General features: G+C 37.4%; 14 protein-coding genes and 1 tRNA gene. 9 read left to right on the top strand and 6 right to left on the bottom strand.

The genetic code is table 11. The features are described from left to right. Window positions 1-120 precede the first annotated feature (120 nt). Window positions 121-708, bottom strand: coding sequence for a biotin transporter BioY (locus tag ACIR131C_RS0116165; RefSeq protein ID WP_028091042.1), 588 nt, complete (start codon window positions 706-708; stop codon window positions 121-123). A gap of 125 nt (window positions 709-833) precedes the next feature. Here ACIR131C_RS0116165 and pstS point away from each other — a divergent pair, with 125 nt between their 5' ends. The 4 genes from pstS to pstB all read left to right on the top strand — a co-directional run bounded on the left by pstS (window position 834) and on the right by pstB (window position 4,890). After that, window positions 834-1,973, top strand: coding sequence for a phosphate ABC transporter substrate-binding protein PstS (gene pstS, locus ACIR131C_RS0116160; protein WP_028091041.1), 1,140 nt, complete (start codon window positions 834-836; stop codon window positions 1,971-1,973). 145 nt (window positions 1,974-2,118) lie between these two features. Then, window positions 2,119-3,069, top strand: a complete 951-nt coding sequence (gene pstC, locus ACIR131C_RS0116155) for a phosphate ABC transporter permease subunit PstC (protein WP_028091040.1) — start codon at window positions 2,119-2,121, stop codon at window positions 3,067-3,069. A gap of 99 nt (window positions 3,070-3,168) precedes the next feature. Beyond that, entirely contained in the window at window positions 3,169-4,050 is an 882-nt protein-coding gene (gene pstA, locus ACIR131C_RS0116150) for a phosphate ABC transporter permease PstA (protein ID WP_028091039.1), read from the top strand. A gap of 33 nt (window positions 4,051-4,083) precedes the next feature. Then, window positions 4,084-4,890, top strand: coding sequence for a phosphate ABC transporter ATP-binding protein PstB (gene pstB / locus ACIR131C_RS0116145; RefSeq protein WP_028091038.1), 807 nt, complete (start codon window positions 4,084-4,086; stop codon window positions 4,888-4,890). A gap of 84 nt (window positions 4,891-4,974) precedes the next feature. Here pstB and ACIR131C_RS0116140 read toward each other — a convergent pair. Continuing rightward, window positions 4,975-5,046: transfer RNA gene (locus ACIR131C_RS0116140), tRNA-Lys, on the bottom strand. A gap of 222 nt (window positions 5,047-5,268) precedes the next feature. On the opposite strand from ACIR131C_RS0116140, the gene ACIR131C_RS0116135 reads away from it, so the two are divergent. Next, the gene (locus ACIR131C_RS0116135; protein WP_028091037.1) at window positions 5,269-5,529 is read left to right on the top strand and encodes a hypothetical protein; all 261 of its coding nucleotides are present in this window, start codon (window positions 5,269-5,271) and stop codon (window positions 5,527-5,529) included. A gap of 46 nt (window positions 5,530-5,575) precedes the next feature. Here the strand turns inward: ACIR131C_RS0116135 and ACIR131C_RS22975 are convergent, their stop codons facing one another. From ACIR131C_RS22975 to ACIR131C_RS0116115, 3 genes are all read right to left on the bottom strand, one after another. Then, window positions 5,576-6,244, bottom strand: coding sequence for a hypothetical protein (locus ACIR131C_RS22975; RefSeq protein ID WP_051347595.1), 669 nt, complete (start codon window positions 6,242-6,244; stop codon window positions 5,576-5,578). A gap of 222 nt (window positions 6,245-6,466) precedes the next feature. Continuing rightward, window positions 6,467-6,880 (bottom strand): L,D-transpeptidase, encoded by a 414-nt coding sequence (locus ACIR131C_RS0116125; protein ID WP_417033492.1) that lies wholly within the window; start codon window positions 6,878-6,880, stop codon window positions 6,467-6,469. A 181-nt stretch (window positions 6,881-7,061) separates the two neighbouring features. Further along, complete coding sequence (locus tag ACIR131C_RS0116115) at window positions 7,062-7,694, bottom strand: bifunctional 4-hydroxy-2-oxoglutarate aldolase/2-dehydro-3-deoxy-phosphogluconate aldolase (RefSeq protein ID WP_028091035.1); 633 nt, start codon at window positions 7,692-7,694, stop codon at window positions 7,062-7,064. Window positions 7,695-7,832: 138 nt separating this feature from the next. Here ACIR131C_RS0116115 and ACIR131C_RS0116110 point away from each other — a divergent pair, with 138 nt between their 5' ends. The 4 genes from ACIR131C_RS0116110 (at window position 7,833) to panD (ending at window position 11,424) form a co-directional block, all read left to right on the top strand. Beyond that, window positions 7,833-9,011, top strand: a complete 1,179-nt coding sequence (locus ACIR131C_RS0116110; RefSeq protein WP_028091034.1) for an MFS transporter — start codon at window positions 7,833-7,835, stop codon at window positions 9,009-9,011. Between the two features lie 194 nt (window positions 9,012-9,205). Further along, window positions 9,206-10,060 carry a DUF4231 domain-containing protein gene (locus ACIR131C_RS0116105; RefSeq protein WP_417033491.1) on the top strand — a complete coding sequence of 285 codons (855 nt, stop codon included), beginning with the start codon at window positions 9,206-9,208 and terminating at the stop codon, window positions 10,058-10,060. Between the two features lie 254 nt (window positions 10,061-10,314). Then, the gene (locus ACIR131C_RS0116100) at window positions 10,315-10,827 is read left to right on the top strand and encodes an inorganic diphosphatase (protein WP_028091032.1); all 513 of its coding nucleotides are present in this window, start codon (window positions 10,315-10,317) and stop codon (window positions 10,825-10,827) included. Window positions 10,828-11,034: 207 nt separating this feature from the next. Then, window positions 11,035-11,424: an aspartate 1-decarboxylase gene (gene panD / locus ACIR131C_RS0116095; RefSeq protein ID WP_028091031.1), complete on the top strand. Its 390-nt coding sequence runs from the start codon at window positions 11,035-11,037 to the stop codon at window positions 11,422-11,424. 9 nt (window positions 11,425-11,433) lie between these two features. On the opposite strand, the gene ACIR131C_RS0116090 is transcribed toward panD, so the two are convergent. After that, window positions 11,434-12,102, bottom strand: coding sequence for a dienelactone hydrolase family protein (locus ACIR131C_RS0116090; RefSeq protein ID WP_028091030.1), 669 nt, complete (start codon window positions 12,100-12,102; stop codon window positions 11,434-11,436). Window positions 12,103-12,308 lie beyond the last annotated feature (206 nt).

Raw genomic sequence — 12,308 nt, 5'->3', positions numbered from 1 at the left:
AGCTCCACACTTGAGGGTGGAGTTAATCCAAAATCCAAAATCGTAAATCCAAAATCAATTGACCAATGACGTAGGGTAAACACGGGGGAGATTGGGGCAACCACGGGGGGATTGCCCCTACTAATAAAACATTATATGTCGTAGGACGTAAGCTACTATGGTGACAGCACAAACAACTACTAGTTGCCCTGGTAGTGCAAAGCAAGAGTATTTTAGAATAGCTTGCATCAGAGATAGATTTTCTGCTGCTTTCCCAGGTAAAATATAACTGATAATTAAATAAGCAATACCGCAAATGTGAATAGTGAGTAAGCCACAAATACAACTAAAAGCGAGACTTTCTAGTCGGGGTCTAGCTTTAAAAGCTAAATAACCACAAATCCAAGCTCCAGGAATAAAACCCAATAAATACCCAAACTGGGATAGTTTAACATAACCGATACCGCCTCCTTCGGCAAATACTGGTAATAAAGTTAATCCCATGACTAAATAGGCAATTTGCGAAAGCGCCCCAGAATTTTGACCTCCCAAACAACCTACCAGCAGCACTGCACCAATTTGATAACTGACACCTAATGAAAGGGTTTGAATTCCGTGCTGACTCCAATTCCAGGGAGAGGTAATACCATAAGCTTCTAGAAAAGTACCACCCATGGTCAGGAGCAAGCCTATCATAGACCATAGTAGTTGATTCGATGCAGCAAACATTTATTCGGTGATAGGGTTGATTGACATGAGGGGAATAAATAGATTTTTTTGTTTCTTAACCGATGGTTTACCTTTTAGTGGTATGTTGGTAACGTTTATCTAAAACTTAACGAAAATTAACCCTAATGCTATTACCTTCGGGCGAAATTAAAAATCATCGCTTTGCAGTTTCAATATCTATATTAGCACTAGCGATCGGTCTATCTGCTTGCGGCCAAAACTCGTCAGAAAATAACAAAACTTCCAGTTCTAGGAAACTAGATTTAGGGGGTAATGTGGAGTTAACGGGTGCGGGCGCTTCTTTTCCTTCACCACTGTATCAAACTTGGTTTGCGGAATTAAATAAAAAATATCCCAATTTAAAAGTTAATTATCAGTCAGTTGGTAGCGGTGCTGGTGTTGAACAGTTTACTAAAGGAACAGTAGATTTTGGTGCTAGTGATGTTGCCATGAAGGATGAAGAAATTAAGAAAATACCCGCAGATAAAGGTGTAATATTATTACCTGTTACTGCTGGGAGTATTGTCCTCGCTTATAATTTACCGGATGTTCCTGAACTCAAACTACCACGGGCAGTTTATACTGATATTTTACTAGGTAAAATCAAATCTTGGAATGATCCAGCGATCGCTAAAGCCAATCCTGGTGCTAAATTACCAAAGGAGGCAATTAAAGTCATTTATCGTGCTGACGGTAGCGGTACTACAGGTGTGTTTACAAAACATCTTAGCGCCATTAGTCCAGAATGGAAAACTAAAGTAGGTGACGGGAAAAGTGTAAAATGGCCTGTAGGCATTGGCGCGAAAGGAAATGAAGGTGTTACTGCTCAAATTCTCCAAACTCCTGCTTCCATTGGTTATGTTGAATACAGCTACGCTAAGGAAGGTAATCTCAAATTTGCATCTTTGGAAAATAAAGCTAAACAGTTTGTTTCCGCTTCTGAGAAGTCAGCATCGAAAACTTTAGCATCTGTGAATTTACCAGAGAATCTTCGTGCTTTTATTTCTGACCCAGAAGGTACAGATTCTTACCCAATTGTTACTTACACTTGGATTTTGGCACATAAAAAATATACTGATGCTAATAAAGCTAAAGCCGTAGAAGCAACTATTGAGTATGCTTTAACAGATGGACAAAAGTTAGCGGCCGAATTGGGATATGTTCCTTTACCAGCAAATGTAATTGCCAAAGTGGCGGCAGCAGCTGATAAAATTAGTCCTGACTATAAAATTTCTGTTGGTGCTAATTCTCAACCTAGCAAGTAAACAAAAACTAAATTTACCATAGTTGATTTTCGGCATGATTCCTAATTTAAGTCTGAAAATATTGAGTTTTTGACTAGACTGTGTTGATTCTTAGGAGACTGGTTTTTCAGTATTATTCCTGATTTAACTTTTATAATCCGTATTCATGGCTACAAAATTTCTAGAAACGGCCTTGGCAGCAAAAAAACGCTCTGAAATGGACAGAAATCTAGATCGGAGCTTTATTTGGTTAACTCGAATTTTTGCTCTGGCCATTGCTGCTACTTTATTATGGATTGCTTTACAAGTTGCTATTGCTGCTTGGCCTGCTATCCAACAATTTGGAATTAATTTCCTAGTTGCCAGTAATTGGAATCCTGTGAATAATGACTATGGGGTGTTACCTGCTATTTATGGAACTCTGATGAGTTCTTTGATTGGACTAATTTTAGCAGTTCCTATTGGTGTGGGAACAGCAATTTTATTGAGTGAGGATTTTCTCCCTTCTGAGCTACGATTAGTATTAGTATTTTTAGTAGAATTGCTGGCCGCTATTCCTAGTGTTATTTATGGAGTCTGGGGAATTTTTGTTTTAATTCCAATTTTAACTAATTTGGGTAAATGGCTGCATAATTATCTCGGTTGGCTACCCATTTTTAGCTCGTCTCCTACGGGACCTGGAATGTTACCAGCAGGAATAATCTTAGCAATTATGACTTTACCAATCATTACTGCTATTTCTCGTGATGCTTTGATTTCTGTACCTTCTAGTTTACGTCAAGCGGCGCTAGGAATTGGTGCAACCCGTTGGGAAACCATTTTTCAAGTTATTATCCCTGCGGCTTTTTCTGGTATTGTCGGTGCAGTAATGTTGGCTCTGGGTAGAGCAATGGGTGAAACAATGGCTGTGACAATGTTAATCGGTAATGCCAATAATATCAATATCTCTCTGTTAGCACCATCTAATACTATCTCTTCTCTACTGGCAAATCAGTTTGCTGAAGCTAGTGGTTTACAAGTTTCCGCTTTAATGTATGCAGCTTTAGTTCTATTTATATTGACGCTAATAGTCAATATTCTGGCAGAGTTTATTGTGACGCGGGTACAAAGACTATAAATTTAATATTCAATACTCAATATTCAGATCCCCGACTTCTTCAAGAAGTTGGGAATATATCTGGAATCTGTCTTGTACAATACAGTAATAGGTTAGATTATGACTTCTTCTTTTCCACAAAGAAGCCTGACTCGTTCCCCTTTGTCTTCCCGGACATTATTTAATACGGTGATGACTGTATTAGCTTTTATCTGTGGAATACTGGCGCTTGTTCCTTTGTTAGCAGTGCTTTATTATGTAATAATTAGAGGGTTTAGTAGTTTAAATTTAAATGTTTTCACTGAATTGCCTCCGACTCCCTTTGCTAAAAATGGCGGATTTGGTAATGCCGTTTTGGGAACACTCTTGATGGTAAGTATTGGAGCTATAATTAGTATTCCCTTTGGTGTATTGGCAGCAATTTATTTAACTGAGTTTAGTTCTCAAAAAGTTGCTAGGTGGATACGTTTTGCCACTAATGTCCTGAGTGGTGTTCCCTCGATTATTGCTGGGGTATTTGCCTATGGAATTGTGGTTTTGTCCTTAGTTAAGCTGAATTTAGGCTCTTACTCAGCCTTGGGAGGTGGATTTGCTTTAGCAATTTTGATGCTACCTATTATTGTCAGAACTACTGATGAGGCCTTGCAGTTAGTACCGCAAGACCTACGTCAAGCGTCCGTAGGACTAGGTGCAACTAATTTCCAAACTGTGACACAAGTAGTATTACCTGCTGCTTTACCTGCTATTGTAACTGGTTCTACCTTAGCTATAGCTCGCGCTGCTGGAGAAACAGCGCCATTGATATTCACGGCTCTTTTCTCTTCTTTTTGGCCAGATAGCATTCTCAAACCTACTGCTTCTCTGGCAGTGCTAGTATATAACTTTGCTACTTCTCCTTACCAAAGTTGGCAATCTTTAGCTTGGGCAGCTTCTTTAATACTACTATTAATGGTGTTGACTACTAGTATTATTGCCCGTTGGGTGACTAGAAAAAAGATTTAAACTCATCTCGAACAACTTCCTAATCAAGTATTTATGGTAACACAAATTAGCACTATGAACGGGACAAAATCGGTTTTAAGCACAGAAAACCTGAATATTTATTATGGCAACTTCTTGGCTGTACAAAATGTTTGGCTAGATATTCCTAAAAATCAGGTAACGGCCTTTATTGGACCTTCTGGATGTGGCAAAAGTACATTGTTGCGATGTTATAATCGTCTAAATGATTTAATTGAATCATTTCGAGCCGAAGGTAAGATTTATTTCTATGATCAAAATCTCTATGCACCGAATATTGACCCTGTAGAGGTGCGGAGACGCATTGGTATGGTGTTTCAAAGACCAAATCCATTTCCTAAGTCAATTTACGAAAATATTGCCTTTGGTGCGAGAATTAATGGCTATAGGGGTGATATGAATGAATTGGTAGAACGGAGTTTGCGACAAGCGGCTTTATGGGACGAAGTTAAGGATAAATTGCGACAAAGTGGTTTATCCTTGTCTGGTGGACAACAACAACGTTTATGTATTGCTAGAGCGATCGCAGTGCAACCAGAAGTTATACTTATGGATGAACCATGTTCTGCACTTGACCCTATTTCTACTGCACGGGTTGAAGAACTGATTCACGAACTCAAGGAACAATATACCATTGTTATTGTTACCCACAATATGCAGCAAGCAGCACGGGTTTCTGATCAAACAGCGTTTTTTAACGTCAAAGCTTCTGAAAAAGGTGGTCGCACAGGTTATTTAGTGGAATATGAAGCTACAGAGTTAATTTTCAATCATCCACAACAAGAAGATACAAAAGCCTATATTAGTGGTAGATTTGGTTAGTGCTAGATTTGGCTTGACTGAGTGAACATATAAATTATGTTTCGTTCAATACTTTTAATTTAGCAATGATCTAGATTTGATGAATGGGTGAGGAGGGAATCGAACCCGCAACCAATTGATTAAGAGTCAACTGCTCTACCGTTGAGCTACTCACCCGCTGATAAAATCATCATATCAGACTTTTGACTTTCGCGCTAGTGTTGCAGCTAAAAAACTGGCAGCAACGGAAATTGTATGATGAAAGCGGTTTGACTGTCAGCACTGGCAAGCAGCTAGTAACATAACTGATATAGAAACTTGTTTTAATAGTATTATTTGGTTTCAAGCTACTGTTCAAAAGGGTAGGTTGATTTTAGGTTTCCATACCACAAAACTTTAATGCTGTCTAATTTGGCTGGTGCGGTGGAGAAAGGTAAGTTGGTAATTCCTTATGATGAGCAGGACAGGTTAAAGCAACTCAAGACTGAGTTGAGATTTTATAAACTGGATGATAAAGGACTGGCTACTGATTGTGTGATGGCTTTGGCTTTGGCTGCTTACGGTTGGAAGAGAAGAGATAGCAGTGATATTTATGGTGATGATTTGTGGGGTGAGCAGGTGGAGGAAGTTCCTGAGTTGTCAATGTTGAGGGCTGCATAGGGTGAGAGTTTTATTGGATTTATCTCATTCTGTTCTTAACAATTATCTAAAAATAAGTTTCATCTGCGTTTTTCCTCATTTTTGGTAGTGGTATTTGTGTACATTCAAAGATATATTCTTTAAATTCACTAGCAGTCATTAAATTATGATAACCAGAATACGCATTTTTGCTTGAACTCAAGTTATAAGGAGAGAATTTGCAAAATATTACAAATGAACCCATCATATACCGGAATACAATTCTAGCCGTCTCTGGCAATGGATTGTTTTGATAGCATCCAGCATCCCAAACACTGCGTTCAACATATAAATTTGGCGTTATTTCTGTTAATTCTTCACATTGAATGGCTTTATCATCATAAACATTGCTAGGGCTTAAATAATTTGTTTCTATTCTGAAATAAGACCATTTGTAGTTATTATTAAATCCTTCAAATATTAAATGTTTAGGGTTGATAATATATGTTGCACCACCGCTACTAAATTCAATACAATTTTCTTCAGAAGATTTTTTTGCTTTTACTAAATCTACGCCTCCTCCTCCTGGTAAAAATAGATGATTAACCTCAGAACACTTACTTAATTGATTAAGAATCAATGCGATATCTTCTTTTTCTTCCCACAAACAATTATTAGGAATAGATATAGGAAATATATCTTTTAACAAGTTTTCCCATTGAATTAATCCATTTTTTATTAAAAATTTTCTATCCATATTGTTTGAGTATTAAATAGTATTCCTTACTGTTCAGAAATATTATACCATAATCAATACTGTTGTCAAATTAAGATGGTGACTTGATGATATTTTGTGAAAATTATAGAAACAGTTATTTCCTTAGTTTTCAGGTATCAAGGCTGCTTAGGGTAATGTTAAGATTTATGTACTTTTTATAGTGAGATTTTACTTACTAACGTAGGTATCATAAGATTACATCTATTTTTGAATTACTACCGTTGTTCCTACATTAGCCCAATTAAATAACCATTTAGCTTTATTGGGTGTCAGATTAACACAACCATGGCTTATCGGTGTACCAAACTTCTTGTGCCAATATGCTCCATGAATAGCATAGCCACCTTGATAATACATAGCATAGGGAACATTAGCAATATCATATCCCCTACCACGCATTCGAGTTTTCTTAAACTTGCTTTGAATCTTAAATATACCAATGCGGGTAGGTGTGGATGGTTTTCCCGAAGAAATAGTTGCTTTATATACAAGTTTCTTTCCTTCCCACGCAATCAGATTTTGTTGGGAAAGATCAATTTGAATCCAACGCTGATCAGATTTTTTCAGTTTTTGAACAATTGTAGGAACTTTCTGTGGTGGAGATTTTGCCCACATTTTGTTATCAGTATAATTCACTATGGTAGTATAAGCTACGGTACTCACCAATAACATTTTTAATAAATGTATCCGATGAAAATAAATCAAACCTTTCATAGTGAATACCCTGATAGTAAATTGGCTAAAATTCATGCAAAAACTTTGATTCTAATTCAGTCTATTTGTGCTGATTTTACCACTAATTTAACTTCTGGATGAGTGCTTTTGCTTGTTCGGTAATTCCGGTCCAATTTTCCTCTAATATCCATTTTTTTGGGAATAATTCCCCACTTAACCCTACAGCTATTGCCCCAACCTTTAAAAAATCTTCAGCATTTTCTAAGGTTACACCCCCCGTAGGAATTAAGGGAATATGCCCCAGGGGACCTTGTAGACTTTTGATGTAATTAGTTCCTCCCACTGCTTGGACGGGAAACACTTTCACACAAGTAGCACCATAATTCCAAGCGGTAATAATTTCCGTCGGTGTCAATGCACCAGGAATTATTGGTATATTTGCGGCTACTGCGGTTTTAATCATGACGGGATCAGTATGGGGACTAAAGAGAAATTGACACCCACAAGCGATCGCTTCTTGTAATTGCTGGACGTTAAATAAAGTACCAGTACCAATCAGACAGCCTGGTAATTCAGTGCGGAGTTGGGAAATTAACTCTGGTGCCTGATCACTGTTCCAGGTAATTTCAATGAGTCTCATACCCCCAGATGCCACCGCTAAAGCCATTTTTTTACCCCAGTCCATTTTTGGAGCGCGAACTACAGCGATCGCTCGGTGTATTTTTAATTCTGATAACCAAATTTGATTAAGCATTTTCACTAATACATGGTAGTAAATAAAGATATTCCTCTTTCTGTAATTTAAAATTCATGAATTTGATGAGCAGTAAGTAAAAAGTCTCATTAATGGTAAAATAACTAAAGTAGCATGAATAAATAAGTTTAATTGACAATGAATCGCATTTTTTGGATTACTGCTTTAATTGCCTTTATTAACTCCTTGAGTTTTACAATTTTAATCCCCATTATTTATCTTTATGGTAAACAATTTGGTTTAAATGATTTCCAAACTAGTTTATTGTTTTCTACCTACTCCATTGCTCAATTTTTTGCCACTCCTGTAATCGGTAAACTTTCTGATAGATTTGGACGTAAACCATTATTAATAATTAGTCTAGCAGGAACAGTAATTGCTAACACCATAGCCGGTACTGCCACAACAGCAATCTTACTATTTTTCGCCAGATTTTTAGATGGGATTACCGGGGGAAATGTTGCCGTTGCCCAAGCGGTTATTTCTGATGTCACCATGCAAAAAAATCGCGCTCAAGCCTTTGGAATTTATGGTGCAGCCATGGGATTAGGCTTTATTATCGGTCCGGTTATTAGTTTATTAGCACAGCAAATTTCTTTAGGAACGGCATTTTTAGTCTCTGGTGCAGTTGCTATGATAGCCATGTTAATGACCATATTCTTGTTACCAGAAACTTTAGAAAACAAATCTCCAAAGTTTAGTAATATTTGGGATTTAGGATTGGAAAATTTAATTAAAGGGTTTGCTATGCCAGGAGTTGGCATTTTACTATTAATTAACTTTTTGACTGGGACAACATTTACCATGTTTACCTATGCCTTTCAACCCTATTTTATTCAAGTTCTACATCAAAATAATCAATCTTTAACTCTCCTATTTCTAGTATTTGGCACTTTAGCAGTAATTATGCAAACTTGGGGAATATCGGTTCTCCGTCCTAAATTTAATGTCGTCAAGATATTATTTTTAGGTTTATTCGTTCGCAGTTTATCATTTCTCTTAATGCCCCTTTGGCCTAGTATCACCTATTTTGTCATAATTAGCATATTATTTGCCTTGTTTAATGCCCTCGTCCAACCTATGATTAGTACATTAATTTCTCTTAATGCTAAACCACAAGATCAGGGAACTGTTTTAGGATTAAACGCATCTTATTTAAGTATTTCTAATGGTATTGGTCCAGTGATAGCCGGTTTAATGGTTAAACAATCCCAACCAGTGACCTATGGCTATCCTTTATACATAGCAGGTATTTTGACATTTCTGGTTTTAGCCTTGGCAATAGCTACACGCAAAAGATACAACACTGCTATTTAATGATTAAAATATAATCTTTTAACCAAATTAAAGCAGGATTTAATGAAATTAGATGTTAAATAACCTTAAATAATCGTCAACCAAAATTTATTCATATCCTGAAAAACACTGGAAAATGTTACTTCTTGGAGTATCTTGTCAAGAATAGTACCTTCGTGTAATATAAAATATTGGTTGTGAAAATAATTTTTACAATGAGTTTCCTCTCTCGTCAACTCAACATTCCCACAATAACTACAACTACACTGGGTAAAAATATGCTGTTTTTTTTGAAGTTCATTGATTATTTATTAGCCGCAGTTGCGATCGCATCATTTGCTATTATTTATTTTGATTCTAGCAATCAAGATCATGTAATTGCTGCCTCCGTTGCTTTAACTCTTGCTATTGGTTTGTTTATCTTCAATAGACAATCAGTAAATAGCGCCAAAAAGAAAGCAGAAAAAAATCAAATGTCAAAAAAAGCTAAACTTTATACCTCTTTGTTAAGTAAAAATACTCAAATAGACCATAACACAGTTTTGCCAGCACGAGCTAAAGCTTTAGAATATGCTCAAGACTTGATTGATGATTATAAGAGTTCTAGAGACCTTAACAGAACTTTATACTACGTTTTGCAAATTTCCACGGTTATTTTATCAGGTGTGACACCAATTTTAGTTCTAGTTGATAAACTGGAAGCAGGACAGGCGTGGTTAAAATGGCTACCTGTTATCTGTCCAGCAGTTGCTTCCATTGTGGCCAGTGTCGTTACATCATTTCCCTTTGAAAAAAATTGGATGGCTGCCAGCACAGCGGTGGAATTGTTAGAATCTGAACAGGAAAAGTTTATTTTAGGAATCACTCCAGCCTATCGTTGTTATGATATTCCAGAAGAAGATAAACAACAACAAAAAATTAGTCAAGCTGTAGAACTATTTATTAATCAAGTAAATAGTATTCACTTGCCGCAAGTACAACAAAAAACTGATTCAGACTCCGCAAATACAGAAAAACAAGACTCACCAAAACCTGAAGAAGCAACTACAGAACAAAAAGTAACCCCCTAGTCGGAACTAATTGGGTGCAGAATCTGCACCCGTTTGTATAAATTTAAATAGCCGATCTGTCAATTCTGGTGATACAACCTCACAGCACTTAGCAGACATTTAACACAGAAAAAATTTAACAAGAATTAACGTTTCACGGAATTTACAGCAGTCAACCAGGAATTTTGAGGAAAAGATCCACAATGCCTTAAAATTTGACACTGGGAGCAAAAATATCTACTGCCCCTCTTCACTGTTAATATAGGAGTCTTGTTGTGGATTTATCTCTTATTCCTGCCCAACCCAAACCAGGTGTACTTAACGTCTTAATTGAAATTGCTGGTGGGAGTAAAAATAAATATGAATACGATAAGGATTTACAAGCATTTGCCTTAGATCGCGTTCTCTATTCTTCGGTAAAGTATCCTTATGACTATGGTTTTATCCCTAACACCTTAGCTGACGATGGCGATCCTTTAGATGGCATGGTGATCATGGATGAGCCAACTTTCCCCGGTTGCATCATTGCTGCTAGACCAATTGGTTTTTTAGAAATGATTGACGGTGGTGATCGTGATGAAAAAATTCTTTGTGTTCCCGCCAAAGATCCACGCTATGCTCATGTAAAGTCCCTCAAAGATGTATCCCCCCACAAATTAGAGGAAATTGCGGAATTTTTCCGTAGTTATAAGAATTTGGAAAAAAAGGTAACACAAATTCTCGGTTGGCAAGATGTGGAAAAAGTAGCTCCTTTAGTAGAAAAGTTTATTAAGGCCGCTCAAGGATAATAAACATCTCCAGTAAAGATTGTAGAGAAGTTCCATGGAACTTCTCTACAAGGGTTCTAAAAAATGCACATTTAATTTTCACTAGATGTCTAGTGGTAATATCAATTACTAATTACCCGCTAAATCAATAATTGTGGAATCATTAATCACAAATACTGATCTAAGTTGGAAAAATCTTCCTGGTTGCAAAAAAAATTTTTAATCCCAATGCAGCGTACTTTCTTGTTAGCAAAAATTCATAACTGTACCCTCACAGGAGCAAATGTTAATTATGTGGGTAGTATCAGCATTGACGAAATTCTCTTAGAAAAAGCTGGTATCTTTCCCTATGAGCAAGTACAAGTAGTGAACATCGCTAATGGTGAGCGTTTTACTACTTATGCTATACCTGCGGTAGCTAATTCAGGAGCTATAGAATTAAATGGGGCAGCGGCTCGCTTAGGTGTAGTAGGCGATCGCTTGATCATTATGACTTACGGCCAGTTTACTTTGGAAGAGTTAAAATGTTACTCTCCTACCGTTGTGATTGTGGATGCAAAAAACCAGTTGTTAGAAGTGCGAAATTATGCTGCTGGGGAAGCAAAGGAAGAGGTGTAAGTTCTGTTGTTATTTGAGGTAGTGTGTAAACCATTCCCTTGCTAAATGTGCTACAGCCGCCAATTTACCTGGTTCTGCAAATAAATGTGTAGCCCCAGGAACAATCTCCAACCGTTTGATTGAGTGTAACTGTGCCATTGCATCCTCATTAATCGCTATTACAGGCAGATCATCACCACCAACAATCAACAATGTTGGCGCTTTCACTTCAGGTAATGCTGAACCAGCTAGGTCAGGTCGTCCACCACGGGAAACAATAGCTTTCACAACTTCCCCCCGTTTTGCAGCAGCCACAAGAGCCGCACCCGCACCCGTACTAGCACCAAAGTAACCTATCTTGAGTTGTTGGGTATCTGGGTTCTGTAGTAGCCAGTCCGTAGCTCCAACTAAGCGAGATGCTAACAAACCAATATCAAAGCGTAAATGTCTTGTCCGCAGGTCAATTTCTTCCTCTTCCAGAGTCAGCAAATCAAGTAATAAAGTTGCCAGTCCTGCTTGTTGTAATACCTCGGCAACATAACGATTACGGGGACTGTAACGACTGCTACCACTGCCATGGGCAAATAAAACTATACCGATAGCACTATGGGGGATCACCAAATTACCCTCTAGGTTCACATCATCTGTTATCAATGATACCAGTTGTTCCTGGGGGTTCTGTATGAATGTTCTATCCATAACCAATAAATCAAGAATTACTTGTGCTATTAACCCGATAATTCCTTTTTAATAATTCCCATAATTCTATACATCCATCTTTAATCAGGTGACAGGTTATGGGTCACAGGTGATAGGTGACAGGTGACAGGGAACAGCCAAATAGTAGGGTGTGTTAGCGACAGCGTAACGCACCATTGGTTATTGACATAATCATAAAATCCCTA

Origin of the sequence: Dolichospermum circinale AWQC131C (assembly GCF_000426905.1) — a bacterium.
GTDB classification, from domain to species: domain Bacteria; phylum Cyanobacteriota; class Cyanobacteriia; order Cyanobacteriales; family Nostocaceae; genus Dolichospermum; species Dolichospermum circinale.
This window is presented reverse-complemented; position numbering and strand designations above follow the sequence as displayed.